This window comes from Leptospiraceae bacterium, assembly GCA_024233835.1.
Lineage (GTDB): Bacteria > Spirochaetota > Leptospiria > Leptospirales > Leptospiraceae > JACKPC01.
The window spans coordinates 505016-531899 of sequence record JACKPC010000001.1 but is presented as its reverse complement, the minus strand read 5'-3'; the positions used below and the strand labels follow the sequence as shown (position 1 = coordinate 531899).

Here is a 26884-nt window from a genome sequence, read left to right as displayed (position 1 = left end):
AAACTGAAGAAAGAGGGTATCAGGATGGAAGAGAAACATAAAGATCATATAAATAAAGCCTTTGTAGGTACTGACAAAGAAGAAATAGGCAGGGCTTTTGCTTTACTACGCGATGAAATTGCTCATATGAAGCAGGTCAAAGAAAAAGTTCGGCGTAGAGCCATACGTGCTATTCAGGATGCAGAAGAAGAAATACTTGATACGGAACCGGATGCAGAAAGTATAGAAGAAAGTTTACATAGAATTCGAAAGAACTTACATACAGAAGAAAATATTTATAATTCAGAAACTGGCTGGGGAAAAAAGCTTTACCAGTTGGTGGAAAAGATTATCGCAGAACACCCAGAAATTACAACCTGGGGGCCGGGTTAGTCAACAGGCGGGTTTACCCGCCTCTGAGTCCATAATCGAAGTTATAGAAGGATTGGCTCCACAAAGTGGACAATTTAAATTTTTCTTCACTATTATTTTTCGGAAATTCATTTCCTTTGCTTCCATACTTAAAATTTTTCCAAAAAGTCCCGCTTCCGGAAAACCAAGAATTGCTTTAGTAGCTTCCAGGGCCTGAATACTTCCAATAATCCCTGCCATACTTCCAATAACACCCGAATCAGCACAATTGGGAATTTCGTCAGGAGGGGGAGGATTTACAAAAATACAACGATAACAGGCGGTTTCTCCAGGTTTTATTCCGATTACCTGCCCTTCAAACTGCAAAATTCCCCCGATGATTAGAGGAATTTTAAGAAAAAAGCAAGCATCATTTACTAAAAACTTGGTTTCAAAGTTATCAGAGCCTTCTATTACAATATCAGAACCTGTAAGAATAGATTCTGCATTAGAAGCTTCCAACCTTGTCCGGAATATTTCCACTTGAATATTAGGGTTTAATTTTGATAAAATTTCTCGAGCTGCCTCTACTTTCGGCAAATCTTGAGAAGATGTATGGTAAAGAATTTGTCTTTGAAGGTTGGTTAGATCAACCGTATCATAGTCTACAATGCGTAACGTTCCAATCCCGGTAGCAGCCAGGTAAAACAAAACCGGGCTACCAAGACCACCTGCTCCGATTACTGCAACAGTAGAGGCCGCGAGTTTCTCCTGACCCTTTTTTCCGACCTCTCCTAAAAGAATATTTCGGGAGTAACGGGTTATTTCGTCCCGGGAGAGCATACTCTATTTCTTATTTTATACCTAATTGTTGTAATTGAGCCTTTATTTTATCCAGTAAATCAGCTACAAACTCATCATCCCTGTGATTCTTATCTGCAAATTCCATAGCTTCTTTGGCTGCCGGTTCATACTGTTTGTTATTTACTGTTATATTCAAAAGAGCTAAAAGGGAAGCGTATACTACATCTGTATTTTTATCAGTAGTAATTCTTTCTTTCAAAGCCTCCGTACTCGGCCCGTTCAACTTAAAATAGCCCAGAGCATTGGCACAGGCAAGAGCTACATCCGAGTTCGTAGTTGTTTTTAAGGCTATAATAACCTCAGAAACAACTGTTTTCGCCATATTACTCCCTTTTTCTCCGAGATATGTGCAGGCCTGTTCTTTTTCACTATCTGAACCGGACTTTAAGCTACTCAAATAAGAGTCTACACTTTGAGATAAAAGAGGAAAACTCACAAGTACAAAGAGGATTAGAGACTTTTTAATCATTGATAACTCCTGAAATTTTTTGCTCCCGACAGGACTCGAACCTGTGACCCTTTGTTTAGGAAACAAATGCTCTATCCACCTGAGCTACGGAAGCGCCAACAAATTTACTTTAGGACCTTCTTTTTTGAGCTACAAGTCTCTGCATGTCCACTATATTTTTTATAACAATTCTGTCTGCAAAGATTTCTAGCTTATTTGCCTTTTTAAATTGATTTATAATTTTTTGCACTTCGGATGCGGGCTGTGCACACCAACTTGCCACATCATTAGCTGTGATTTTTAATGTGACTTCCTGTCTTCCTTTTTCATTTCCGAATTCTTTCTCGTATAGCATAAGAAATACATCTGCAACCTTTCCCTGAATATCATCCATTAATAAAATTTTTAGACGCCGTTTCGCATCGTAAACCCTCTTGGAAAAAACAGTAAGCACTCTGAGAGCCAGCGGTGGATTTTTAGTCATCAGTAATTCAAAATTTGCCCGGTTAAAATTTAAAACCTTTACCTGATCAATGGCTATGGCAGAAGCCGAGCGGGGTTGCTCCTCGAGGATCGCCATCTCACCAAATATTTCCCCTGCTTCGAGAATGTCTATGGTTTTGATAGAATTCCCCACTGTTTTTGTAATTTTTACCCTGCCTTCCTGGATGAGATAAAAATCATTTCCCGGCTCATATTCGCAGAAAATAACCTGATCCGGATTGTACACTTTACCAAATTTCTCAAACATTGCATCTAATTTCAGCATTATATACCTCAGGATCTTAATTCTTGAATTTTTTGCCGAGCCCTGTCTGAAATCGTATCTGCAGGCGGCATAGAAATGAGTTTGGAATATAGAGCTATGGCTTTGGCTTTATCGGATTTCTGTTCTGAAATCTCTGCCATATTCAAAATAGCTTCTTTTGCTTTTCCTGACTGCGGATAATTTTTCAAAAGATTGGAAAAACTTATAAAAGCAGCATCCAGATTCATACTGGTTTTTTGACAACGCCCGAGAGAAAAAAAAGCTTCTTCGTGATTATTTCTTTCGTCATCAGAGGCTTGCATTTCCGTAACAGCCCTATAAAGACTGATAGCTTCACTATACTTTCCACCCTCTTCTTTTTCTCTGGCCTGCTGGTATAGACCTTTTAGGGAGTTATCCCGATTTGTCGAAGCAACAACAGGTTTCGGAGAAGGTTTTTGAAAAGCCCCTCGATTCGCATCCTGAACAGAAACCGGTCCCTGTCGTTCTTTTTCATAGGCAAGAGTAGGCATATGAGGAGGAAATGCACTACCTCTTTTGAGAAAGTTCAGTAATTCCTGTACCCTACCGGAATAAACTCCTCCTGGATAGTATTGCAAATATTTCTCGAAAGCATGAGTGGCATGTTCAAACTCTCCATTTCGATAGAATACTTCTCCGACATTCACCAGTTCATAGGAAGGAGATCGGACTTCTGTGGAATCACCAAGATTTTCTCGAACTTTACGGTGATACTGCCTTAATTGACTGGAGAATACTTTCATCATCTTAATAATAAGATGGGTTCGATTTGCTACGAAGGTTTCAAATTCAGGAAGTTTAAAAACCAGGACGGTAGCTCCACCAATTACCTGTGCCGTTTCTTCTCTTGGATAATGACCCAGAGTGGAACGAACTCCGAAGAATTCTCCTATTTTCACATCTTCTTTTATTTCGGCTTTTGTATCTATATCTGTGTAGGTAAGGATGATCCTGCCACTTTTCAGAACGTAAATTTCTTCAGGTGGATCTCCATCAAAATAGATGATGGCCTGGTTATTGTAGTGTCTTATGGTTGGTCCTGCCAATGTCAAGTACCTTTACTTATAGTTTTCCCGGTAATTTAGAATAAGATAAAAATTTCTCTTTTTTTTTGTAAACTATTTCCTACCTTATTCCTTTAAAAATGTAGTTGGATTCAAGGCCTTTTTATCTTTATTTATCTGGAAATATAAACCTTTATTTTTTATCAGGGTTCCGAGCATCTTTCCCCTGTGTATGTAGTCTCCCTCTTTCACGGTTATATGATCAAGGTGGGCATAAATAGTGGTTAATTTATTATTATGCTCAAGGATGATATAATTGTCATATCCTTCCATATAATCTACAACCACAACTTTTCCGGATAGTGAGGACTTTACATGACCGGTAGTACTATAGGTAAAGAGTAGTCCCCTGTGCGGATTAACGCTATCATCAGAAAAACTTCTCATAACTGGTAATTTATGAGAGAAAGGAATCTGCAAAAATTGGAGGGTTTCCTTGTTTCGATTTATATGTAACTTTTTTAGTGGAGGTTTTAACTTATTTTCCTGCTTCTGCTTTTGTAAAGCAGCAATATAATCTTCTCTTTTAAAAGAGTATTCACTAAACCTCGGAAAATCAGCATGAAGTAAGCTCGAAAAAAAAGCTAAGAATAAAAGGTAAGCAAAAATTTTCATATTATATGTACACTCATTTCCTTTAGTGTATTGCCTGCCCCAAAACTTTATTTTTCAAAGATCGTATCGTCAGTTTTGAATTTTTATAAATATTTGGAAAGTTAAAAATTGAATGAGTATAAAGAAAAATAAAAGACACAGGAAGAAAGACTTCCCCCTGTGTTATTGTTTTAGGCTTTTTTTCCCAGTCCGACTTCTTTTGCTCCGACGAGAATAGACATATTTCCATGCGGATGTTTATTCTCTCTCATTAACTGGTGGCATTCGCCTGTTTCTTCAAACTTGAAAATTTTTGATAAACAGGGGTCAATTTTTCCATCCAGAACTAATTGGTTAAAATCCCTGGAGTTCTCATCATTTGCAAAATGGGAACCCTGCAACCTTTTTTGTCTCATCCAGAGATAGCGAAGATCAACAGAAGCATTAAAACCTGTAGTTCCGGCACAGATAACCACCATCCCGCCGGTTTCACATACAAAAGCAGAAGTTGGAACTGTACTTTCTCCGGGGTGTTCAAAAACAATACGAGGATTTTTTCCTTTTCCTGCTATGTCCCAGATAGCTTTTCCAAATTCTCGAGCTTTTTTAGTCCACTCCACAAATACTTCCGGCTTGTTTATATCGGTGGTAATAGCTCCCCAGTGATCAAAATTCTTACGATTAATTACACCTTTAGCTCCGAGTTTTTTACAAAAATCGATCTTATCATCCGAACTGACTACAGCAATAGGAACTCCACCCGCTGCTTTCACAATCTGAATTGCCATAGCTCCAAGTCCACCGGAACCACCCCAGATTAAAACCACATCGTCTTTTTTTACATCATTGGGTTTCCAGTGGTGTAACATCCTATAAGCAGTTGCTCCAACCAGCATGTATGCAGCCGATTCTTCCCAGGTCATGTGTTTGGGACGGGGTAAGCACTGGTGAGCCTGAACTTTTGTAAACTGGGCAAAAGAACCCCAGTTGGTCTCATATCCCCAGATTAGTTGAGAAGGGGCAAACATCGGATCATTCCCTGCTTTCACCCAGGGATCCTCTTTGTCCCAGATTCCACAGTGGATTACAACTTCATCACCCACTTTGAGATCCTTAACTTCCGAACCCACTTTATAAACGATTCCTGAAGCATCAGAACCACCGATATGAAACTTTTCTGGTTCACCTTTTTTATTACGGGCACCGATTACGTCCACAGGATAGCCCAATGCCGCCCAGACGTTATTATAGTTCACACCGGCAGCCATAACAGCTACCAGCACTTCATCCGGCTTTATTTCGGGAACCTCAATCTGTTCGATTTTAAAGGCATCTTTGGGCTCACCAAAACGCTCCGGTCGAATAAGTTGTGCATACATTTTCTTAGGAACCACTCCGAGGGGAGGTAGCTCGCCTATTGGTACGATTTCAGGTACATTTGACATGCTTAGATTATGAATTTTTTTGCAAAAATACAATCAAGGATTTTTCATTACTACACAGCGTATTTTGGAATAAAAGGCCTGCTCCTAAGAGTATTTTGTAATTATAGGAATATCCACTCAATTTTTCCGGGAAACTCCTACTGACTACCGGTTTAAACCGGTAGTCAAGGAAATTTCTCCCTGTTTTTTTGAGTAGATAATTATAGGAATAGTTTTCTGTATTCCCTTGAAAAAGCTGGATTTTTTTATTAGTTTACTTTATTATCTCTTTATTTAAGACATAATAGATATGAATACTTTTCCGGCTCTGATAATCCTGATGGCCTTTCCTCTTCTTGTTGTTATTACTTTTCTAATTTTTCTTTTCACACGCATCAAGGTTTGTCCTCCTAATAAGATGATGGTGGTTTATGGTGGAGTGGGACCGAATCAGGATTTTGTCTGTGTTCGGGGTGGCAGAAAATTTATCTGGCCTATTCTTCAAAAATATGCCTTCCTGGACCTTGCTCCCATGTATTTAAATACTAGCGTTACCGGCAATATGAATCAAACATCAGAACAGGTGTATTTATCTATCACATTATCCTTACATATTTCCCCTGAACCCGGATTCGCTGAAAACGCAGCAAGAAAGTTACTCGGACTGAGTGAAAAACAAATGATTGCACTGGCTGAGGAGTTTGTAAAAGCGGAATTGAGTTCTATTTTATTCCAGTTTTCCGGGTTTGAAGATATGAATTCCGACAGAGAAAAGTTGGCAGATGTTATAATTAAAACTCTCGAAACGAGGCTCGAGGAAATCGGTTTAAGGATTCTCAATGTAAATGTAAAGGATCTTCGGAAATCATAGGGAGGAAATTTAAAATATCATCCGAAAAATCCCATTTCAATATCAAGTTATAACATTCTGCTTACTTGCTTTACTATAATTCAAGAAGATTTAACTTCCTGGAGACGGTTAATTCGGTCTCTTTCAGTAAGAGCCGCAAATAATTCGTCTAATTCTCCATCCATAACAACCTGTAAATTGTGGCTGGTGAAATTGATTCTGTGATCGGTAATTCTTCCCTGGGGAAAATTATAGGTACGTATTCTCTCGGAACGGTCTCCACTTCCAATCATCTTCTTCTTTAGTGCTGCATCGGAAGCATGACGCTCTTCTTCCTGTTTTTCTAAAATTCTGGCTCGAAGTACACGCATGGCTTTTTCTCGGTTTTTTATCTGGGATTTTTCATCCTGACAGCTAACTACGATTCCCGTCGGAATATGCGTTATCCGAACGGCAGAGTCCGTTGTGTTTACGTGCTGTCCACCGGCTCCGGAAGAACGATATACATCAATACGAATATCCTGTTCGGTGATTTCAACTTCTGACTCTTCTGCTTCCGGCAAAACAGCTACGGTTACTGCACTGGTATGAATCCTTCCGCCTGATTCAGTTGCAGGAATTCTTTGAACACGATGAGCTCCCGGTTCAAATTTAAAAATATCGTAGGCGTTTTCATCTTCTATGGAAAAAATAATTTCTTTGAAACCACCAATACCTGTTGGTGTAGAATCTATAATTGAATAACGCATTCCTTCTTTTTCTGCATAGCGACTATACATACGGAAAAGATCGGCAACAAACAAACCGGCTTCTTCTCCACCCGTACCGGCACGAATTTCTATCAGTATATTTTTTCCTGAATTCGGATCGGGAGGAAGAAGAAGATATTCCAACTCTTCCTGTAATGAGATAAGAGTTTCTTTTGCTTCTTCCTGTTCCTGCTTCAACATACTTATCATATCCGGATCTTTCTCGGATTTAAGAAGTTGAAGGGCATCTTCCATGTCTTTCTCTACCTTAAGGTATTGCTCTACTTTTTCTACAATCGGAGCAAGGCGGGAACGTTCTCTGGCCAGTTCTTTTATTTTCGTAGGGGAAATTTTCGGACTGGATAATTCTTCTTCAATGCGTTGGAAGTTTTGCTGGATTTTTAAAAGCCTATCTCTCATTACATAAGACAAAAAAAAACATGGCACTTTTTCAGCTATTCATTTTTATTATCCCGAAAAAGGATTCATAATGTAGAGGATAGCTAAGCAAATGAGTGAGAATCAGTTTTCAAAAGAAATGTCATCGAAATTTTTAAGTTTATTAACCGGTTTTGATCGTTATATCAGTCCTTACGCTTTGTCTGTAGGAGATCCTCTGGAAATTGCTTTGGAGATTAGTCGAAAAGCTGCCTGGAAGACCGCCGGAATTTCTTCGGGGCTATCTTTAAGCCCGAGCTGGGCAAATTATTTAAGCCTTGTACCGGAAATTATTATTCAGTATCGTATACAGGGGCATCTTGTAAAAGATATTGCTGCCCTTTATGGAAAAGATACAAACCTGAGCCGGGAAGCTATGCTCTATTGTCTTTTTAGCGGAACAGAACCGAGTCTCGTTTCCTCCTTTGCAAAAGATCTGGGAACTCGAATCCTTCTTAGACCTATGAGTATAGAATTGCTGGAAGCGTTTATTCATAAACTCGGAGAAAATATTTCCAAACGTTACCTGCGAAAATCCTTTCGCCGCTGGGTTCCCATACTCGGTTTTGGTTTAACTTTTGGTTTAAACTATACCTCAACCATTCGGGTTGGAAAAAATTGTTGTGAACTCTTCTCTAAGGAATTATTGATAGAAGAAGCACCTGTTGAAAAAGAGGAAAATAAAGAAATTTGAGAACAGCCGTATTTTTTCTCATTCTTCTATCTTTTTTCTATTCCTGTGAATCCAAACACGAAGCTTTGATAAGGGAAATCAATGAGCTGATTGAAAATGAACAATATCAGATTGCCAGTAATCGTCTTAGAACTATCCTCGAATCCCAGAGAGCTAGTGATGAGCTTCTTTCAAGCAATAAACCTAAAAATGAAAGAATTCTGGTTATGTCAAACGATAGAAATCGGGTATTATGGTTGGAAGATAATAAACTGATTTTTCGAGACCTTGCGAATCCCAGTGTAAAAATTCGAAAATTCAAACAAAACCCTATTAATGTTTTTTCATCTTCGAGTGCTGAAACTGCCCTGCTGGCTTTCCCCCTGGATAAACGGGGAAAATGTGTGATTCGTTCCATTTCTCTTCAGGAAAATATTCCGGATTACAATGTAGCCAACCCTGTTTCCTGCGAAAATGCAGCCGGAGTTTCAAGCAATGGATTGGAAATTTACTTCTTTTTGGAAAATAGTTTATACCGGGAAGTTACAACAAGGTATAATAGTCCGGTGTTGATTTTAGAAAAAGAACAAATAGAATCTCCATTTCCTAAAATACAGAATCGTAATTTCCTGTATCCGATAGATAAGAATTTTCTTATATTTTCCGGAAATGCAGGAGCATATAATCTTTACTGGTTCAATCCAAAAACAAAAGAAAGTACGAAACTTGAATCGAATATCATTTCTCCCATTTTATATTTTGGAAATAGTCGTAATGTATTTCTTTTAAGCGGTAAAACAGGAGAAATACATTTAAAAGAGCTGACCTATCCTCCCGGAAATGGAAAACCTGTATTTGCTTCCAATATCGGAATTAGTAAAGAAACTGTTGTTTCCTACGAAAGAGTAGAAAGAGGAGAATTTCTTTCGCCGGATGGAGAACATGTGTTCCTATGGTCAGAAAGAAAAGATAGACGTTATTTTCCTATTCTATGCAAGAAGTTCTGGGGTCTGGCCAGAAACCAAATTATTTATGAAAACAAAAATGGAGAATTAATACTGGCTAATACGGTATATACAGAGGAAGAATGGGAATATCTCGATATGTATAGTCGAATTCAGTTAAAAATAAAAAATCAGGAAGAATAGAGCTTTTTCTCCTTTTGGAAAGTTAAGCTTTCAATGCCGGGCAGTAAACGACCACCCTGGGGAAAGATCCATCCCCCGTTTCCCCACGCTAAAGCATGGGGCTAAGAGAATATTTCTAAATTATTAGAATATCCTAATGAGCTGGTATTGAAAAGCTTTTGTTATAAGAAAAGACTTTCTTATCGGGCTAAAGCCCTCCTAACTCTCCTTCCCCCTTTCCTGCGTAGCGAATTAGGAAAGGGGGACTGAGGGGGTTAGGTAAACTTAGTGATTAGTGTTTAGATATTAGGATTAGTAAAAACCAATTCCTAACCTCTAATTTTAAGCTATCAGCTTCCAGCACGTTCAAGGCTTCCGGGAGCTCTGTAGCAATGGAAATTGCCTGAATGAAATATTTCATTCAGTCGGGGTGCTTTTCTATAGGTGTATTTCTCTCTATTGGTCATAAGCAATAAAGGATTGAAAATGAAAATAAATCTGATTCAATAGGATGATTATGAAAGTAAAATCTATAATTCTATTAATCTGTACATTTTCTATATCCGCTACAATTTCATGCTGGGATACAGGAATTGGTCCCTATGAAAGTGAAAAGGAATACTGCAAAATCAAAAAAGAACAAGATGATCCATTATTTTTATGCCTCATGTTTTCGAAAGTGTATGCAAGGGATGAAAAGGGAGATCGCATTAAAGATAAAAATGGAAATTATATCGTGGTAGGTGTTGACCATGCCGGTATTAATAATTGTTTAATATATCATCTAATGCTTATGAATGAATGCGAAGGTAAGTCTATTTATAAACGATATTGGTGGTAAACTTCAAAATAGCATCATGAGAAAAATATTAAATATTATATTTATTCTAGTTTTATTGGTTAACCTTAGTGTAAGTTTTGCACAAAAAAAAATAGGTAATGTTAATAGTCAAACCCCAACAGAAACAGAACAAAAAGAGCTTGAAGAAGATAATAAAAAAAGAAAGGAAACTTTTCAACGCGCACAACATCCATGCGAAAATGTAGAGAACGGAAGAAAAGCTTCAGCCACAGTAAAAGGCGGATTACTGCAGTACAATATCGACTGTGCACCATTCCATGCTCAGGAGATTTTAGACCTCACAGGCAAGAGCGAGCACTCCGTGATCGGCTGGGTGATACTCTCTATCGAGTAGGAGGGGGTTTTACGCCCCGTCCTCTCACACCACCGTACGTACCGTTCGGTATACGGCGGTTCACCAACCTTGACGATAAGCGTTATAACCCTCAACAAGATTTACAAGACCCCTTTCTTTCCAATAATCGATTCCCATCACTTTATGAATCTGTGGTGTCATACTCAATCTCCAATTTCCTTTCCTTGAGTAGCCAATTCGACGTGCTTCACCTTCACTTGCACCAAGTTTTCTTAGCTCTCTAATTCGAGTTTTTGACTTCTTCCACTGATGCAGACTACATAAACGCATACGTCTGCGTAGCCAGCCGTCCAGGGCTCCAATGTGCCATTCCGTATCACTTAGAGAATAATATCCCAACCAACCATTCAGGTATTTGTTCAAAGATTTTATTCTTTCTTCCATCGAAATGCTCCATAAGGAGTTTGTTAGCTTTCGTATCTTATCTTTCACCCGTTTCAGAGATTGTGGAGATATGATTATCTCTAAACTCTCTCGTATTTGAAAACTAAAGCCAAGAAATTTACGATTCATCGGTTTATCTACTGAACTCTTCGATTCATTCACTTTGAGTTTCAATTTCTTCTTTAAGAAATCTGTTATGCTCTTCTTTACTCGTTCACCGGCTTTTCGCGATTTTACATAGATGTTACAATCATCAGCATAACGACAGAACCTGTGCCCTCGTGATTCTAACTCCTTATCCAGTTCGTTTAAAAGAATATTCGCAAGCAAAGGGCTTATTACTCCTCCCTGTGGCGTTCCTTCCTCATTAGATGTGATTACTCCATTCTCAAGAATTCCCGCTCTCAGATAGTTGCCTATCAGTCTCAATACTCGCTTGTCTCTTACTTTCTTACTCACTAAATACATTAGAATATCATGATTTACTGTATCAAAGAATTTCTCAAGGTCAAGGTCTACTACGTATTCATACCCTTCCTCAATGTATTTCTTGGACTGTCTTACAGCGTCATGAGCACTCCGCCTCGGACGAAATCCGTAACTGTATTCCGAAAACTCCGGGTCAAATATCGGGTTTAACTTCTGTAGCATGGCCTGTTGGATAAACCTATCCATCACGGTAGGGATTCCAAGCATTCTTGTTCCGCCGTTTGGTTTAGGTATCTCAACTCTTCTTACTCCCTTCGGTTTATATTTTCCGTTCAAGAGCTTTGTTTTGATTCCTTCCCATTCTTCAGTTAGCTGTTTGTGGAAATCCTCTGTCCTGACTCCATCTATTCCGGCCGCTCCCTTATTACTGAGAACCTTCCATAAGGCTTCGCCAAGATTCGTTTCTGTTAATATGTCTTCCATCAGTTCCATGCCTGATATTTCCTTTGTCCTTTATCCTTTATCGCTGGATTCTTCTATTGCCTGCCAATTTGATTCCTCTCCTCTATACAGACGAACTTCGGGCTTCACCCTGATTCATTCTGTATAGTTTGGCTCCTTTCTGAATTCTAAAACCAAATTGAAGTTCACAATGGATTCCTCCATTAGTTAATGTTCAGCCCTTTAGTATCTTACATTCTTTTCACTCTACCCTTGAGTCTTTCTCTGTGCTACCGGTTCCCCGATAGCAGGGTATTCATTTCAATCTAAGATGCCTACTATGGCTTCTGCTGACTTCTACACATCGCATCTCTGTCCTATGTAGACCTCTCCGGGTAAGTGTAATCACCTTCATTCCATATATTCGCCTGATATACATTACTGACTCTTGATTGCATCGGACTTTGTTTTGCTTAGCAAACTCGTCCAGTCAGTGCTGCCTCAAATCAGATTCTTATACATCGAACCGGAACTTTGCCGCCGACTTCCTTCAGATTCCACCTCACGATGGACACCCTTGTCTTTAGCTAATGGTTGGTGCAATCAACCTCCATAAGGGACTTTCACCCTCAAGTTATTACACATGCCGGACACACTAAGGTGATGCTTAAGCATCACCTTAAGAGAGGGCTTTGTTGTAGCTATCATCGGTGTATTCGTAGCAGGTATCAAATACATCCGAGCAGGAGGCGAGGTAGACGAAAATATAGCACTATATCATGAGGACAATAGTCAATCCGGCATGGTTGACCCAAATTTTTACTATAGGATGCGAATGGCTGGTTTATTGGAGATATTTATTCAAAAATCTCAAAATGCAAAAGTCAGTATTAAGTAGCAAATATACAAGTCTTTTAGAAAAGTTACCTCCATTAGTACAAGTAAAAGCCTTTAAAGCTTATTGAAAGCATTTAAAGAAAAGCTACATTTTGTTTTAGGTCAGGAGATTCGCTTCTTTCTGAAGAGAAATCACGATTTTTTTCTTCTCAAGTATTCCTTATTTTTCTAGTCCTTTTATTAATTATATACTCTCGGTTGTTGAGCGTGCTTCGATACTAAATTTATTGCAAAAGCAATAAATTTCACTCAGCAACCGCTCAATAGGGTGGTGCCCTTTTTCCCGGCCGGATATCCGGCTGAAGAGGTGTCGAAGTCAGGCTCTAGTGAGAATTTGAATACTGAAATAGCATGGTTATCCAAGTGATACTTCTCTTTAAGGAATCCGAATCTTCCCAATATCCTATATTCGAAAAACCTATTTTTTTAAATAAATATCTTATATATTTACCGGTATAAGGATAAAATAATCTTTCATTAAGGTCCCGAAATGTTTTTGTGTTGATTGTTCTTTTTTTGGGTAGGGAGAGTAGAAGCCTTCCATTAGGATTCAGTAATTCTCGAATTCTACAAGCACTATCAAATAAACTTCTTTTTGGGATATGCATCAAAACAGCAGAGCAAAGAATGGAATCATATTTTCCCTGTAAGTTTTTTAATTCAGGTAAAGAAGATACTTGAAGCCTGCCTTTCAAATCCGGATTATGTGTGAGAGTAGTGTAAACTAAGCTTTCACTGGCATCTACTCCGTAGGCATCATAGCCATGCTTTAAAAGTTCTAAAATATCCCTACCGGAACCGGCGCCTATATCTAAAATCTTTGCATTTAGAGAGGGAAATGCAGAGAGAAAGTATTTTGAAATTCCCTGTCCGGAAGCAACTGAAGAGTAGAAATTATACAGACTCTCGGCGTTTTCATTATAATACTGTACGGTCTTCTCATCCAAATCTATGAGATAACTCTATGATGGGGAGAAGTAATTTCCTGATTATATTTCTCCAGAATAGCATCTTTTCTTTCTATCCAGCGAGGAAGTTCTCGAATGGATACCGGAAAGTCTTCTAAAAGTCTTAAAAACTCGGCGTGTTGCCTGAGTATTTTTACAATTTGCTCCTGGTTTAAAGTTTTATTTTGCATTACATTTGCCTTCCTGGAATTTCGATTTTTAGATAAGAGGACAGTTCTCCCGTATCTGTTCGGTATCTCGTTTCCTCATTATAAGTATCCAACTCCATGTTGCCGTCAATAATATAATTATACAGGTATTCACCGGGACGTAACATTTTTTTCAGGTGAAAGGTTCCATTACTATCTTTACTCAGGTAATCGTGTTCGGGATTCCAATTATTGAAATTACCCACTATAGAAATTGTACTGGCTTCCGGTCTATGGATACGAAACTCAACTGTGCGGAAACCTAATTCATAGTCACCTTCTGCTTCAAAGATTTTATAGGTAACGTGTTTTTCTATATCCACTTCTTCAAGATAGAATTCTGAAAGGTAAGAACCCATGCCATCATCGGTTCGTCTTAAGTTAGTCGGATCGTAGTCATAAACATCATCGACTTTAAACTTATATTGGTAGACTTTTTGAAGCTGATGGTTCTCATCTACAAACTTTGCAGGGATTATGATAAAAAAAGTTCCGTATTTATTTTTATGCATGGGCTTACAGCGCCAGGCAGAAAAATTTCCGCAGAGGGATACTTTGTTATTCCGAAGACCGAAATAAGTAAATAAAATTCCCCGGTTTAAAAGCTTATTGTTTTCCCGGTAGGATTCAATATCAATAATTTTGATGTATCTGGGAGAAATGGCTCGTTTTAAACTTTGAAGCTGCCAGTAATAGTAAACTTTTTCATTTTTTATGCTTCGGACCCCTCCATTTTCTAATTCATTGGAGGAATAACCATTTACCCATTTCCAGGCTTCCTGAGGAAAGAGATGAATCGTCGAGAAAAAAAAGAGAAAGATGAGTTTTAAGATATTTTTTTTATTCATTTTGAACCTGAAAACGCCAGTTTTTTAGCCTTAAATATACTATGGATAATAAATAGGGTCAATACTAATTATTTCGAAAAAAAAAGGGAAATGACAAAGAGCTTTCTTGCAATTTTTAGGGCTACCTGTATAAAAATGCAGAATCTTTTAATGAAAAGCTTGAATCTTTATTGGATTTTCCGATAATTTCTATGAGTTACGACTATGCCAGAAAATACCAGATTTAGCGATGAGGATAAGGATTTAATCCTCCAGATACTCGACCCTCTGAATAAAAACCCTGCCAGATATGAAACACTTAATGAAATGGCAAAAGTCCGCAGGGACATTGTAGGGGAACCTCACCCTGAATTCGAAGAAGAGGAAGAAGAATTAGTAGAAGAAGTATCCTCTCCGGTCGATTTTACTGAAGAGGAAGAAGTTCCGGAGTTTAAAGACTTTGATGATGAAGATATAGATGAACTGCTAAATTATGACCCGGACAAACCCGGAGGGGGCTTAACTCCCAAAACTAAGGATGAGGAAATCGTCATAGAACCGGATGACTCTTCTCCTGAAATTGATATTCCGGATTCTCCTTTTTCTGACCTTGGAACACCTGATTCTGGCACAGAAGACGATCCTTTTGCTGATATGGGTCTCGGTGACGAGGATTCCACTCCTCCTGTTGTCGACGATGAAGACCCATTTGCCAGCATGGACATGGGAGAGGATAGTAGTTCTTCTACTGAAGACGATCCTTTTGCTGATATGGGTCTCGGTGACGAGGATTCCACTCCTCCTGTTGTCGACGACGAAGACCCATTTGCCAGCATGGACACAGGAGAGGATAGTAGTTCTCCTACTGAAGACGATCCTTTTGCTGATATGGGTCTCGGTGACGAGGATTCCACTCCTCCTGTTGTCGACGATGAAGACCCATTTGCCAGCATGGACACAGGAGAGGATAGTAGTTCTCCTACTGAAGACGATCCTTTTGCTGATATGGGTCTCGGTGACGAGGATTCCACTCCTCCTGTTGTCGACGATGAAGACCCATTTGCCAGCATGGACATGGGAGAGGATAGTAGTTCTTCTACTGAAGACGATCCTTTTGCTGATATGGGTCTCGGTGACGAGGATTCCACTCCTCCTGTTGTCGACGACGAAGACCCATTTGCCAGCATGGACACAGGAGAGGATAGTAGTTCTCCTACTGAAGACGATCCTTTTGCTGATATGGGTCTCGGTGACGAGGATTCCACTCCTCCTGTTGTCGACGATGAAGACCCATTTGCCAGCATGGACATGGGAGAGGATAGTAGTTCTTCTACTGAAGACGATCCTTTTGCTGATATGGGTCTCGGTGACGAGGATTCCACTCCTCCTGTTGTCGACGACGAAGACCCATTTGCCAGTTTGGAAGACCTTCCCATTTCTGATTCTTCTGAAGTAGATACAACTGAAGACCCATTTGCCGACAATGAGAATCTTTTTGATAGTTTTGATTCACCGGGAAAAGATAGTATAAGCCCTGTTTCAGATACAGATGCTTTCGATGACTTCGGAGCCGATCTGGGTGATTTTGATGCAAATACTGACTCAGATATAGATACAACGGATACTCTGGCAGGAGCCAGTCTTGAAGATGATTTATCCAGTCTGGCAGAAGGGGAGCCGGTAGAAGAAGACGAGCTTTCTGATGAAGAACTGGCTATTATTCAACAAGAAATCATCAGTTATCCACCCAGACTGAAGCGTACCATTATTGATACGATTACCAATGATCGGGTTTCTAATAATGATCAGAGAGCCTTACTCGAACTTATTAAAGCGAGGCAAAAACCTGCAGAAGTAGCTGAATTCCTATCCACGGTTCTTGGTAGGAAAGTTGAGTTGTATGATAGCTCCGGCCTGTATTCTGAAGATGGAGTCCAGGTTATTGCTAAGGATGAAATTTATACCAAGGAAGGAGAATTTCGCAGAAGGCAACTCATTAAAAAAACCGTTCTGGGTGTTGCTGCCGGTTTTCTTTTGATCTTTGGTTTATTTTCATCCTATAAATATGTGATTAAACCCTACCAGGCATCCAGTAAATACGAAATGGGTCTGGAAGAAATTCAAAAGGCCTGGAGAGAGCCGAGAAATACAAAACTCAGAAAAGAGCATCTTTTAGAAGCCGAGAGGTATTTTGCCAAAGGGGAAGAGATTATTCCCAACAATCTTGAATATTTAAATAAATTCGGGATTGCCTACATGAAAATCGGAGAATATGACCGGGCCTTTGAAAAGCTTTTCGGGAAAATCGAACCGGATCTGGGTTCCAATAACCCGGAAATGGCCTGGAATAAAAGAGAAAAAATCCCATTGCTCAGTTTTTCCGGCTATTATAGCTGGGATGACGACAGGCTTCCGATTGCCGGTAAAAAACCTGAAAATGACAAGGATCCGATGAGGGTTCTGGTCGATAGAAGCACAATAGAGCGAAGGGTTTTAAAAGCAGGTGCTTATCTTGTAGCTGCCCTGGAAAAGAAAATGTATCACAACGATACATTTATTAACCTGGCTCGATTTCATTCCAACCCGGCAAGACTCTTCAGTAAAGATGGAGTAAAATACAAAAATGATGTGTTAGCTGTTGACTACTATCAGAATGTCTTTACATTCGGTGGTGACCCGGATAATATCGAAGCAACTGCCGGTCTCGGAAAGATTTATTACAATCAGAAAGACTACGGAGCCTCTCTTTCTTATTATGATAAGATATACGAAAAGTTTCCGAATAACCCGGTAGGACACGAAGGTCTATTAAGTAATTATATTGAGATGTGGAAAAATGACCACAACCCGCGTTTTGTCATGAACCATCATCGTCAGGTTATGAATGTATTAAATGTAGAGGATGAACTTTCTCTGTTTATACTTTCAAAACTTGCAGGATTCTATATAGATCTAAATCCCAGTAACATACGAATCAAATATAGCCTGAATCCGGAAGATCAGGTGACCGGCATGGACATTGATGACGTGACAAATCATTTATTAAATGTAGCTTTCACGAGAACTGAGAATAGGGATGGGATTAAAATCAATGGTAGAAACCATGCAGAAAGTTATTATCAACGCGGACGTTTTTATCTGAAACGCGGAGAATCTATCCGGGCCTTAAAACAGTTTGAATACGCGGCCAGTTATGATCCGGCTCATTATCTTGCTGTTTTAGAAATGGCAGAGCATTATATGAGGATAGGCAATACTGAAGAGAGCATGAATCTCTTAAAGAATGCTGCGGAAAGATATAAGCGTTATCATCATTACTACGGTGGAAGGGATGAGGATGAGACTCTAATCAACGGAGAGCCAGGTCGAATTTTCTTTGATATTGGAAAGATGATCTACATGGGTTCTTCCAGCATAACCGAGAAAGATGATCTAACGGCATTTCCCGGACGCAAGGTATACCCTACACGCTCTCTCGGAGAACTTCCCAATAAAGATAGGGATCGTAGAAAAGAAATGAAAAATGCAATAGCCTATTTCGCTAAAGCCGAGGAACTCAAACTCAAAAATCCTGCTCTTTTAAGAGAACTTCATTATTATAAAGGCTGGATAGAGTATATGAATTCTATGACAAACGAAGGCTTTTCGGAAGCCTTAAAAGACTGGTCCCGTCTGGAAGATGATGTCTATACGAATGTAAATGTGATTATGGGTAAGGCAAATGCCTATTACTACACCGGTCAGTTAAAAGCGGCTCTCGGAAATTATCTTAAACTAAAGGAAGATTTCGAAGAGAAGATGGGAGATATTGCAACTCCTGTTCCGCAGGATAATCGTCATCAGGAAGTTTTTCAAACCTTATCCGCTATCTATAATAATATCGGTGCTATATATGAAAGGCAGGGAAAATTCAATCTCGCTATGCAGCATTACTGGAAAGCTATCGAAACATCCAGGATGATTTCTACTGCTTCTGAAATTGCTATGGCGAATAAAGAAATGTTGTTCCGGAAGAAAATAGGAGGAGATGGCTTACCCTTACTGGATGATTGGTTGCCGCCTACCCTGGAAAGTGTTGTCGAAATTCAAAACATTCGAAAAAAATAATCTGTTTTTCTAAGGGGCTGTCTAAAAAAGTCGCTAATGGATACACCATCGGACCCTGAGTAGGGAAGTACATCCACCAGGTCCGATTGGACAACTTCATGAGTCTGAAGATTCTCCTGATATTTTTAAAAGAATCTTACGAATATCTTTATACACATTTTTTGAACCCAAGAATATAAGATAATAAAACTTATCATTCCTTTTTGCAAAACCAACAAAGCATTCTCCCGCTTTACGGGTAGTTCCTGTTTTACCGAATATCGCATAACCTCTGTAAGAAAAAAGCTTCTGCCGACTCACTAATTTAATTTTTCTGCCTTTCTTTGATTGAATCAGGCTTTGTTTCTTTTTTAAAATGGTAAGGAGGGAAGGATAAGCTTCCAGTTCATGAAGAATCTTTTGTAATTCTTCAGCAGAACTTACTGAATGAGAGGAGAGTCCTACGGGTTCCAAAAGTCTGGTTTTTTTTAAACCCTTTTCTTGAACGAAGCGGTTCACTTCCTCCATGAATCCTTTTTCTCCGGTTTTATAGGATTTGGCCAGAACACAGGCTGCATCATTTCCGGAAGAAATTAAAAGTCCTTCTATAAGAGCCATAAGGCTAAATTTTTCGTTTTTTCTTAAACCGGCCCTGGATTCATAAGAGTTCTTAATTACACAGGAAGAGGGAACTTTAAAGACTTTAGAAGAGGAATAAAGCGAAAGAGCTGTAAACGCGGTAAAAAGTTTTGTAATACTCGCAATTGGGAAAACTTTTTCTGAATTTTTCTTTACTATAAGCTTTTCTTTTTCCTGAACTAAAAACGATACAGGACTCGACAACAGACTTAGGTCTGGAAAAAGAAATATAAATACAAAGAAGCGATATTTCAATTACTCTTTAACCCTATTTTTATAAACCCGGATATGAACTTCGGAGAGATCCCAGTCTCCGTACGGAAGCTCGGAAGTTAACCAATTTAAAAGGGTAGTGCTTAAATTCGAACCTGCTTTTTGTTTTACAATAGGATTTTTATAATGAAGTTTTTTTTGCAGTTTTTGCACGGGTGTTCTGGAAACAAGAGCAAAAAGAATCTCTTTCCCTTCCGGCTCACCGGCATAAAAAAAATAATCATCTTTTTCTGAAGGGATACTATAGTTTCCTTTTTCGAGAAGATTATTTTCTTCAAATTCATTGGGGTAAAGTAAGTGCATTTCACCATTACTTCTCAGGTTTACAATATACAGGTAAGATTTTTCATGCAAAAAGACATTAAATTTGATAGGATCTTTGAAATAATAGTTTTCCCGACCGGTTTTTAAAAGTACTAAAGGCTCATCTGCCGGAATACTGATTGCCAAAAAGAGAAATAAGAAAATTACTAGATAAAGACTATTTTTAAGTGGTTTCATGTTGTCTTCCCGGAAAAAATTAGATACATTGAACCGAACTTTTATACTTTGTCAAATACATTCAAGCAGGTAAAAAATGGAAACGAAAAGTAAATTGGAAATTCAGGATATTGTATTTCAGGCATCTTACGGCAAGGGAAATGCTTTTCCTGACGACAGGGAAAGAGTACAACTGGCTTTTTGCGGCAGGTCAAATGCAGGTAAATCGAGTTTAATCAATGCTATCGTAAATCGAAAAAATCTGGTTAAGGTTTCTTCGACGCCCGGTAAAACAAGAACCCTTAATTTCTTTCTTTTAAATGAAAAACTTTTTCTTGTAGATCTACCCGGTTTTGGATATGCAAAAGCTTCGCATAAAGAGCGGGATGATATGATGGATGTAACGAATTATTATTTGAATAAATGTAAAGCCTTGAAAGTTTTATTTGTACTTTGCGATTCAGCCAGAACTTTACCTGAAGAAGAAAAAGATGTAATCGAGACTTGCTTTGATAGAGGCATAAAACCAGTACTGGTTCGAACCAAGGTAGACAAGCTAAATGCGTCAGAAAGAGATAAGCTAAGAAAAGAATGCAAGATTCACAACCTCGACTTTCGGGGACTTAAAATCATCAGAAGTTCCATTAAAAACAATTTAGGTATTGAAGAAATTAGGGGAATTATAGCCTCATTTCTTCCGGAATCATAATTTTATCGGATATATTAAGCTTATTAAATGTCTTCTATAAACTTAATAGAAAGCTCTTCTTCCCGCCCTGTAAACGAATAAAAACCAGGCACTCACAGGTTTTAAACTCGCTGTATAAAATTCCCGGACTGGGCTTTCCGGTAGGCTTACACTCTTTAAAGTGAATTTCTGTTAGCTGAATATCATAAACCGTTTCTATTTTCTTCTTTAGTTCAGGAAATTCATCCTTTTTTAGATCTAAATTATTCTTCCTTGCAAATAAAGTTAATTCATTTAATAAAATTTCCTTAGCATTTTCTAATACAGAACCTGTACAGGTATTATGCATCATCCCTCCACTTTTTAGTTCTAAAGCCTGTCGATTCGCCTTTCCTTGAACCTTCACATAAAAATATTCTAAAGGCTCTTTCTCTTCTTCAAAGGGAGGTCCGGCAAAACCTAAAATAGCCTTACTTTCAAAATCTTTTATTTGAAACTTTTCAGAACTACAATTGTGAAGGTTTATAATGAAAAAAACTATGTATAAAAACGAAAAAGAAATCGAAACGATTGTATATAAATAATTCATAAATTAGGATAGTAAGGCTTCTTTAGAAACCGGGTTCTACTCCCGGCTCTAAAGAAAATAGGAAGAATTAATTTTCAGACATTTTTGCTTTAGCTTTTGCTAAAACTGAGTCCCGTCCACCTTCGATACGAACATACATTACACAACGGCATTCTTTCCATTCACTATTCGGAATGTCAGCTTCTGCTTTTGCCAGAGGTTCACATTGCATGGTATTCATACCAGTAACCTGGGCAGCAAATTCCCGAACTACTACCTTTCCGGTAGACTCGCCGTCAGAAACTCCTGATGCACCGGTTACAGTTTCATGAGCCAGCTTCTGAATAATGTCGCCTTTTGCGTTTAGCTCAGCAGCATCACGACAGGTAGTTTCCATCATCGCTCCACTTTTCTTTTTCAGAGCTTTTTCGCTCGCACGACCGGTATATTTCATATAGAAAAATTCCTGAGGTGAACCGGTTGGATCTTCCGGTGGACCGGCCCAACCTTCAAACTGACGTCCATTTTTTAGTTCATAAACCTTATTTCCACCACCACAATTCATAAGAAAGAGAAAGGAAAGTGTTAATAATCCCAATACTGTTTTGTTCAACATGTTTGTGTACTCCTTTATATCCTTTAAAAAACGGATTTATCCGAATTCTAAAGGATTAGATACACAGGTAAATTTTTTTTTTAAAAAAAAATTGTCATCCAGTTTTTTTTAAGAAAATCTATTGAAAGGCTATTCTTAATAATTTATTGTTTAAAATTGGTTATAGATGCATAAAGAAGAGTATAAATTTCCAGAATATATTATTGGAATCGGAGCTTCTGCAGGTGGATTGGAATCACTACAGGAGTTTTTAAGTAACTTTTCTGATACAATTGGAAGCTTTGCCATCATTATTGCACAACACCTGAGTCCGAGTTATAAGAGCATGTTAGTACAACTGCTCAGCAAAACTACCGGTCTAAAAGTTATAGAAGCCTCCTCGGGAATGATAATCGAGGAAGGAAGTGTTTATATTACACCTCCCAATAATGATATTACCATTTCCGGAAAGCAAATTATTCTTTCACGGCCTATAAATAATTCCGGTCCCAAGCCTTCTATAGACTCCTTTTTCATCTCACTGGCCACACAGATGCAGGAAAAGGCTATCGGGATTATTCTTTCCGGTACCGGCTCTGACGGTGCGAGGGGGATTAAAGAAATTCGCTCTCATGCTGGTTTTACTATTGTTCAGGATCCCTCTTCCGCAAAATACAATGGTATGCCCATTGCAGCTATTGACACGGGTGAAATCAGTATTATCTGTAGACCTCTGGAAATGGGAGATAAAATAAAAGACATCCTGAAAAATCCGAATTTCTACATTACCACTTCCAAAAAAGCATCCAATAAAGATATAGAACTAAATCAAATTTTAGAACTACTCTCCAATCAAACAGGTGCAAACTTCTCGAATTATAAAAATAACTCTATCACTCGCAGATTAACAAAAAGAATCAATGCTTTACACTTTACAAGTCAAAAACAATATTTAGATTATGTAAAAGAGCATCCGGAGGAACTCAATGCTCTTTTTGATATTCTTTTAATAGGTGTAACCAAATTTTTTAGAGATATCGACTCTTTTCAGGATTTACGAATACATCTGAGGGATCTCATAAACAACAAAAAAAAAGGAGACTCTATCAGGATTTGGATCACAGGCTGTGCTTCGGGAGAGGAAGCCTATACTATCGCAATTATACTAAATGAAATATTAAACTCATCGATCCCGGACTATTCCATACAAATTTTTGCTACAGACATAAATGAAACTTCAATTAACTTCGCCAGAAAAGGAATTTACGGGGAACATAGTCTGGAAAATGTTCCAAAAGAATTTCTTAGTAAATACTTTATCAGGTTAGATGAATCTCATTATGAAGTTATAAAATCTCTCAAACAACTAATCCTATTTTCCAAACATGATCTTATTACAAACCCTCCATTTTTAAAATTAGACCTCTTAAGCTGTCGGAATTTACTAATCTATTTTAATGCTAATTTACAAAATGCAATTATTCCAATATTCCAATATTCCTTAAATACGGGCGGAATTTTATTTTTAGGAAAATCGGAGTCTATAGGCACTTACCATGACCTTTTTACCCCGATAAACGAAAAGCATAAAATATATACTCGAAGACTTTCCAATCGCTCTTTACCCACCCAATTTCCACTCTTTCATTACAAACCTTTTAAAGAAAAAAGCAAAAGTAAATTTTCCGAAAATAGAGAAACTTCCCTACAGGATATCATTAGAGATTCTGTATATAATTCCTATGACAGCCCTTTTGTTATCATAAATGACAATATGGATATAATTGAAATACGGGGAGATCTCAGACCCTACCTGCGACTATCGGAAGGTTCCCTCAACAGTAATATACTGAAATTAATTAATAATGATTTTCAAATAGAATTACGTTCAGGCATAACTAAATGTATAAAAACAAAACAGAAAATAAAAACTCCCATATTAAAAATTTCTTTCTATAATCTAACATTCTTCCTGAGAATCATAATAAAACCCTTATTTAACATAACTCAAAAAGAAGAATTATATATGCTGATCTTTGAAACATTCGAAGAATACGAGCTTACTTTTCATAATAAAATAGAAACAATAAATACCGACAATGCAAAGATAAAAGAACTCGAAGATGAACTCTCGGCTGCCAAAGAGTACATGCAGTCTTTTATAGAAGAATTAGAATCAAGTAATGAAGAACTTCAATCCCTAAATGAAGAATTTCAATCTACCAATGAAGAACTTCAATCTGCTAATGAAGAATTAGAAACTACAAACGAAGAACTCCAATCTACCAATGAAGAAATGCAAATTGCCTATTCGGAATTGAAAGCAGCGAATAATGCCCTGGAACAAAAAGAAGTCCAATTTCTTTCAACTCAAAATAAACTCCAGACTCTTCTGAATAATACACTTCAAGCTTTTTTACTGATTGGATTGGATTATAAAATACTTATATACAATCAGGCAGCCAAACAACTATTTTATAGAATAAGTGCTCGTTCTATCGATACTGCAGATCTCATCATTAATTATATTCCTCCGGAAAATGTTAAAGACTTTTATAATAATTTCAACAGGGTAAAAGCAGGTGAAACCTTAAATGGTTACGTTTCATTCCAAAATGAAGAAAATGAAATTTTCTGGTATCAATACAATCTCAGTCCCATAAAGAATGATGCTGAAAAAATTGAAATGATTTCTTATAGTCTACTTGATATTTCCAATTCTAAAAAGAATGAATTTGAACTGGAAGAACTGAGGGAACTATTAAATCTTATTTATGAAAATACAGACACCGGTATTGCTATTATCAATAGTTCAAATATTCTAACTAATGTTAATACCGGTTTTTGCAAATTATTTGCTTATAATCGAAAAGATATATTAGGAAAAAATATAAGCAGTATTTTATCTTTCTTTGCGAGTATAGATAAGCCTGATACTCAAAATCTCACATCTATAGAATCCAAAGCAATAAAAAAAGACGGAACCCCTTTTGAAATAACAATTAAAATAAATCAGTATCGAAGAAATGATGGAGAGATTTTCAAAATTATTTATATCACAGATATTAGTGAAAATAAGAAGTATAAAAACCTGTTATTAGATACTCAAGAGGCCGTTAATGTTGGTGGTTGGGAACTTGATCTAATAACCAACCATATAAGCTGGACAAAAGAAGTTTATAAAATTCATGAATTAGAAGATTCTTTTGAACTTAATAAATACAATTTTTATAATTTTTTTGAACCGGAATCTCTTCACAAACTAATGAGAGCCTTAAGTCGAGCAATAGACACGGGTGAACCCTTTACTCTCGAATTAAAATTCATTACAGCTAAAAAGAATAAACGCTGGGTACGGATTACCGGAAAACCAATACAGGAAAATAAGAAAACGATAAAGATATTTTTTACAATACAAGACATCAGCGAAGAACTTACAGTAAAAGATGAAATAAACAAATTATCCCTGGTGGCCAGCAAAACAAGTAACGCAGTTATTATTACTAATAAAAAAAGAGAAATTCAATGGGTAAATGGAGGATTTGAAAAACTTACAGGCTATTCCTATGAAGAAGTCAAAGGGGAAAATCCCAGATTTTTGCAGGGGCATGAAACTGATCCGAATGCAATAAAGAATATCAGGGATAATTTATCTTTGGGTAGAACTTTTTCCGAAGAACTGTTAAATTATAAGAAGGATGGAAGTATCTATTGGGTAAAAATTGATTTTACCCCTATCCATAACACATTGGGTGAATTAACCCATTATATAGCCATAGAAAGAGATATTACTCGAGAGAAAGAAGATGCAGAAAAAATTCGTTCGGCTCTGCATGAAAGAGAAATATTACTTTCAGAAATTCATCATAGAGTAAAAAACAATATGGCCATTATTTCAGGTTTGATTGAATTGCAGGCTTCGTATTGCAAAGATAATTTATTAAAAAGAACTTTTCAAGAATCCATTAACCGTATAAAATCCATCGCCCTGGTTCATGAAAGTCTATATAAATCCGGCAACTGGGCTAAAATCCAATTTAAAGAATATATAGAGGAACTTATAAACAATTTGAAACGTTCTTGTAACGGTAATAAAGTAAGTATTCATATTTCTTCAGAAGCTATGGTCCTTGACATGAGATATGCGATACCCTGCGGACTTATTATCAATGAGCTAATTACGAATTCTCTTCAACATGCATTTCGGGATAAAGATGAAGGAAACATTCTGGTTTCTTTCAGAAATATTGAAAATACATTTGAATTAAGGGTTAAAGACAATGGAAGCGGATACAACCAAAAAGAGGTTGATAGAAAAACAAGTACACTGGGTATAGTACTTATAGAATCTTTAGTACAGCAATTGGATGGTGAATATAAAGTAAACTCAAGCTCAGGAACAGATTCCTGTATTTATTTTAAAATTGAAGATGAATTATAAAATCCTAATCGTTGAAGATGAAGCCATCCTGGCTCTTGCAGTAAGAAAACAATTAGAAAACCTAAACTATTCAAATCTTATTGTGTCAAACTCAGTAGAATCAGCTCTGCAGGAGTTTCATAATAATACGCCGGATATTATCCTGATGGATATAAAAATTTATGGGGATAAAGATGGAATTGAGTTGGCACATATGATTCGTGAAAAATCCGAAATACCTATTATTTTTCTTACAGGTAACTCAGATAATAGAACTGTAAAGCGGGCAAAAGATATTTCTAACAGCCTTTTCCTTGTCAAGCCTATCACTGAATCAGAGCTTAAAGATGCCCTCGATGAACTTTTAACAAAAGAAAAATAAATTATTGACTTTTTCTGAAAGCGATTCATTATATGCATTCATTTTATCCGT

Annotated in this window: 25 protein-coding genes and 1 tRNA gene; 10 read left to right on the top strand and 16 right to left on the bottom strand. The window is 37.5% G+C overall.

Translation table 11 applies throughout. The features are described 5' to 3' along the window. Window positions 1-24: 24 nt before the first annotated feature. Complete coding sequence (locus H7A25_02550; GenBank protein ID MCP5498757.1) at window positions 25-372, top strand: hypothetical protein; 348 nt, start codon at window positions 25-27, stop codon at window positions 370-372. Here the strand turns inward: H7A25_02550 and H7A25_02545 are convergent, their stop codons facing one another. From H7A25_02545 to ccrA, 7 genes are all read right to left on the bottom strand, one after another. Further along, complete coding sequence (locus tag H7A25_02545; GenBank protein MCP5498756.1) at window positions 373-1173, bottom strand: HesA/MoeB/ThiF family protein; 801 nt, start codon at window positions 1171-1173, stop codon at window positions 373-375. It abuts the gene before it with no gap. 10 nt (window positions 1174-1183) lie between these two features. Beyond that, window positions 1184-1663, bottom strand: a complete 480-nt coding sequence (locus H7A25_02540; protein MCP5498755.1) for a HEAT repeat domain-containing protein — start codon at window positions 1661-1663, stop codon at window positions 1184-1186. Between the two features lie 20 nt (window positions 1664-1683). Then, a tRNA-Arg gene (locus H7A25_02535) sits at window positions 1684-1757 on the bottom strand. Window positions 1758-1772: 15 nt separating this feature from the next. Then, the gene (locus tag H7A25_02530; GenBank protein ID MCP5498754.1) at window positions 1773-2414 is read right to left on the bottom strand and encodes a Crp/Fnr family transcriptional regulator; all 642 of its coding nucleotides are present in this window, start codon (window positions 2412-2414) and stop codon (window positions 1773-1775) included. A 5-nt stretch (window positions 2415-2419) separates the two neighbouring features. Next, window positions 2420-3478, bottom strand: a complete 1059-nt coding sequence (locus H7A25_02525) for a tetratricopeptide repeat protein (protein ID MCP5498753.1) — start codon at window positions 3476-3478, stop codon at window positions 2420-2422. An 84-nt stretch (window positions 3479-3562) separates the two neighbouring features. Then, complete coding sequence (locus H7A25_02520; protein ID MCP5498752.1) at window positions 3563-4111, bottom strand: M23 family metallopeptidase; 549 nt, start codon at window positions 4109-4111, stop codon at window positions 3563-3565. Window positions 4112-4281: 170 nt separating this feature from the next. After that, complete coding sequence (gene ccrA, locus H7A25_02515; GenBank protein MCP5498751.1) at window positions 4282-5535, bottom strand: crotonyl-CoA carboxylase/reductase; 1254 nt, start codon at window positions 5533-5535, stop codon at window positions 4282-4284. Window positions 5536-5824: 289 nt separating this feature from the next. On the opposite strand from ccrA, the gene H7A25_02510 reads away from it, so the two are divergent. Continuing rightward, on the top strand, window positions 5825-6385 hold the full coding sequence (locus H7A25_02510) for a flotillin family protein (protein MCP5498750.1): 561 nt from the start codon (window positions 5825-5827) through the stop codon (window positions 6383-6385). Window positions 6386-6465: 80 nt separating this feature from the next. On the opposite strand, the gene prfA is transcribed toward H7A25_02510, so the two are convergent. Next, complete coding sequence (prfA, locus tag H7A25_02505; GenBank protein MCP5498749.1) at window positions 6466-7533, bottom strand: peptide chain release factor 1; 1068 nt, start codon at window positions 7531-7533, stop codon at window positions 6466-6468. A gap of 91 nt (window positions 7534-7624) precedes the next feature. Here prfA and H7A25_02500 point away from each other — a divergent pair, with 91 nt between their 5' ends. From H7A25_02500 to H7A25_02485, 4 genes are all read left to right on the top strand, one after another. Next, on the top strand, window positions 7625-8245 hold the full coding sequence (locus tag H7A25_02500) for a hypothetical protein (GenBank protein MCP5498748.1): 621 nt from the start codon (window positions 7625-7627) through the stop codon (window positions 8243-8245). After that, window positions 8242-9372 carry a hypothetical protein gene (locus H7A25_02495; protein ID MCP5498747.1) on the top strand — a complete coding sequence of 377 codons (1131 nt, stop codon included), beginning with the start codon at window positions 8242-8244 and terminating at the stop codon, window positions 9370-9372. Before H7A25_02500 ends, H7A25_02495 begins: the two co-directional genes overlap by 4 nt. A 490-nt stretch (window positions 9373-9862) precedes the next feature. Further along, the gene (locus H7A25_02490) at window positions 9863-10192 is read left to right on the top strand and encodes a hypothetical protein (protein MCP5498746.1); all 330 of its coding nucleotides are present in this window, start codon (window positions 9863-9865) and stop codon (window positions 10190-10192) included. Further along, window positions 10149-10547 carry a hypothetical protein gene (locus tag H7A25_02485; protein MCP5498745.1) on the top strand — a complete coding sequence of 133 codons (399 nt, stop codon included), beginning with the start codon at window positions 10149-10151 and terminating at the stop codon, window positions 10545-10547. The genes H7A25_02490 and H7A25_02485 overlap by 44 nt, the downstream gene beginning before the upstream one ends. Before the next feature lie 60 nt (window positions 10548-10607). On the opposite strand, the gene ltrA is transcribed toward H7A25_02485, so the two are convergent. The 4 genes from ltrA to H7A25_02465 all read right to left on the bottom strand — a co-directional run bounded on the left by ltrA (window position 10608) and on the right by H7A25_02465 (window position 14723). After that, window positions 10608-11864 carry a group II intron reverse transcriptase/maturase gene (ltrA, locus tag H7A25_02480; protein MCP5498744.1) on the bottom strand — a complete coding sequence of 419 codons (1257 nt, stop codon included), beginning with the start codon at window positions 11862-11864 and terminating at the stop codon, window positions 10608-10610. A gap of 1178 nt (window positions 11865-13042) precedes the next feature. Further along, window positions 13043-13666 (bottom strand): class I SAM-dependent methyltransferase, encoded by a 624-nt coding sequence (locus H7A25_02475; protein MCP5498743.1) that lies wholly within the window; start codon window positions 13664-13666, stop codon window positions 13043-13045. Window positions 13667-13668: 2 nt separating this feature from the next. Further along, window positions 13669-13857, bottom strand: coding sequence for a hypothetical protein (locus tag H7A25_02470; protein ID MCP5498742.1), 189 nt, complete (start codon window positions 13855-13857; stop codon window positions 13669-13671). Next, on the bottom strand, window positions 13857-14723 hold the full coding sequence (locus tag H7A25_02465; GenBank protein MCP5498741.1) for a carbohydrate-binding module 48: 867 nt from the start codon (window positions 14721-14723) through the stop codon (window positions 13857-13859). The genes H7A25_02470 and H7A25_02465 overlap by 1 nt, the downstream gene beginning before the upstream one ends. 204 nt (window positions 14724-14927) lie before the next feature. Here H7A25_02465 and H7A25_02460 point away from each other — a divergent pair, with 204 nt between their 5' ends. Next, on the top strand, window positions 14928-18809 hold the full coding sequence (locus tag H7A25_02460) for a hypothetical protein (GenBank protein ID MCP5498740.1): 3882 nt from the start codon (window positions 14928-14930) through the stop codon (window positions 18807-18809). A 96-nt stretch (window positions 18810-18905) separates the two neighbouring features. Here H7A25_02460 and H7A25_02455 read toward each other — a convergent pair whose 3' ends face one another. Then, a complete protein-coding gene (locus H7A25_02455) occupies window positions 18906-19631 on the bottom strand; it encodes a D-alanyl-D-alanine carboxypeptidase (GenBank protein MCP5498739.1) in 726 nt (241 codons plus the stop codon). Between the two features lie 51 nt (window positions 19632-19682). Continuing rightward, window positions 19683-20201, bottom strand: coding sequence for a DUF4384 domain-containing protein (locus tag H7A25_02450; GenBank protein MCP5498738.1), 519 nt, complete (start codon window positions 20199-20201; stop codon window positions 19683-19685). A gap of 76 nt (window positions 20202-20277) precedes the next feature. Between H7A25_02450 and H7A25_02445 the strand changes: the two genes are divergently transcribed. Further along, complete coding sequence (locus tag H7A25_02445) at window positions 20278-20889, top strand: YihA family ribosome biogenesis GTP-binding protein (protein MCP5498737.1); 612 nt, start codon at window positions 20278-20280, stop codon at window positions 20887-20889. A 34-nt stretch (window positions 20890-20923) separates the two neighbouring features. Here the strand turns inward: H7A25_02445 and H7A25_02440 are convergent, their stop codons facing one another. Both H7A25_02440 and H7A25_02435 read right to left on the bottom strand, forming a co-directional pair. Next, a complete protein-coding gene (locus tag H7A25_02440) occupies window positions 20924-21457 on the bottom strand; it encodes a hypothetical protein (protein MCP5498736.1) in 534 nt (177 codons plus the stop codon). Between the two features lie 67 nt (window positions 21458-21524). After that, window positions 21525-22052 carry a lipoprotein LipL21 gene (locus H7A25_02435; protein MCP5498735.1) on the bottom strand — a complete coding sequence of 176 codons (528 nt, stop codon included), beginning with the start codon at window positions 22050-22052 and terminating at the stop codon, window positions 21525-21527. Between the two features lie 166 nt (window positions 22053-22218). Here H7A25_02435 and H7A25_02430 point away from each other — a divergent pair, with 166 nt between their 5' ends. Further along, window positions 22219-26472 carry a PAS domain-containing protein gene (locus H7A25_02430; protein MCP5498734.1) on the top strand — a complete coding sequence of 1418 codons (4254 nt, stop codon included), beginning with the start codon at window positions 22219-22221 and terminating at the stop codon, window positions 26470-26472. Next, window positions 26462-26833: a response regulator gene (locus tag H7A25_02425; protein MCP5498733.1), complete on the top strand. Its 372-nt coding sequence runs from the start codon at window positions 26462-26464 to the stop codon at window positions 26831-26833. The genes H7A25_02430 and H7A25_02425 overlap by 11 nt, the downstream gene beginning before the upstream one ends. Window positions 26834-26884 lie beyond the last annotated feature (51 nt).

Excerpts from the sequence above, each read along its gene's own strand:
- H7A25_02550 (MCP5498757.1), top strand. The coding sequence starts at position 25 with ATGGAAGAGAAACATAAAGATCATATAAATAAAGCCTTTGTAGGTACT.
- H7A25_02545 (MCP5498756.1), bottom strand. The coding sequence starts at position 1,173 with ATGCTCTCCCGGGACGAAATAACCCGTTACTCCCGAAATATTCTTTTA.
- H7A25_02540 (MCP5498755.1), bottom strand. The coding sequence starts at position 1,663 with ATGATTAAAAAGTCTCTAATCCTCTTTGTACTTGTGAGTTTTCCTCTT.
- H7A25_02520 (MCP5498752.1), bottom strand. The coding sequence starts at position 4,111 with ATGAAAATTTTTGCTTACCTTTTATTCTTAGCTTTTTTTTCGAGCTTA.
- ccrA (MCP5498751.1), bottom strand. The coding sequence starts at position 5,535 with ATGTCAAATGTACCTGAAATCGTACCAATAGGCGAGCTACCTCCCCTC.
- H7A25_02510 (MCP5498750.1), top strand. The coding sequence starts at position 5,825 with ATGAATACTTTTCCGGCTCTGATAATCCTGATGGCCTTTCCTCTTCTT.
- prfA (MCP5498749.1), bottom strand. The coding sequence starts at position 7,533 with ATGAGAGATAGGCTTTTAAAAATCCAGCAAAACTTCCAACGCATTGAA.
- H7A25_02500 (MCP5498748.1), top strand. The coding sequence starts at position 7,625 with ATGAGTGAGAATCAGTTTTCAAAAGAAATGTCATCGAAATTTTTAAGT.
- H7A25_02490 (MCP5498746.1), top strand. The coding sequence starts at position 9,863 with ATGATTATGAAAGTAAAATCTATAATTCTATTAATCTGTACATTTTCT.
- H7A25_02485 (MCP5498745.1), top strand. The coding sequence starts at position 10,149 with ATGAATGCGAAGGTAAGTCTATTTATAAACGATATTGGTGGTAAACTT.
- ltrA (MCP5498744.1), bottom strand. The coding sequence starts at position 11,864 with ATGGAAGACATATTAACAGAAACGAATCTTGGCGAAGCCTTATGGAAG.
- H7A25_02470 (MCP5498742.1), bottom strand. The coding sequence starts at position 13,857 with ATGCAAAATAAAACTTTAAACCAGGAGCAAATTGTAAAAATACTCAGG.
- H7A25_02465 (MCP5498741.1), bottom strand. The coding sequence starts at position 14,723 with ATGAATAAAAAAAATATCTTAAAACTCATCTTTCTCTTTTTTTTCTCG.
- H7A25_02460 (MCP5498740.1), top strand. The coding sequence starts at position 14,928 with ATGCCAGAAAATACCAGATTTAGCGATGAGGATAAGGATTTAATCCTC.
- H7A25_02450 (MCP5498738.1), bottom strand. The coding sequence starts at position 20,201 with ATGAAACCACTTAAAAATAGTCTTTATCTAGTAATTTTCTTATTTCTC.
- H7A25_02445 (MCP5498737.1), top strand. The coding sequence starts at position 20,278 with ATGGAAACGAAAAGTAAATTGGAAATTCAGGATATTGTATTTCAGGCA.
- H7A25_02440 (MCP5498736.1), bottom strand. The coding sequence starts at position 21,457 with ATGAATTATTTATATACAATCGTTTCGATTTCTTTTTCGTTTTTATAC.
- H7A25_02435 (MCP5498735.1), bottom strand. The coding sequence starts at position 22,052 with ATGTTGAACAAAACAGTATTGGGATTATTAACACTTTCCTTTCTCTTT.
- H7A25_02430 (MCP5498734.1), top strand. The coding sequence starts at position 22,219 with ATGCATAAAGAAGAGTATAAATTTCCAGAATATATTATTGGAATCGGA.
- H7A25_02425 (MCP5498733.1), top strand. The coding sequence starts at position 26,462 with ATGAATTATAAAATCCTAATCGTTGAAGATGAAGCCATCCTGGCTCTT.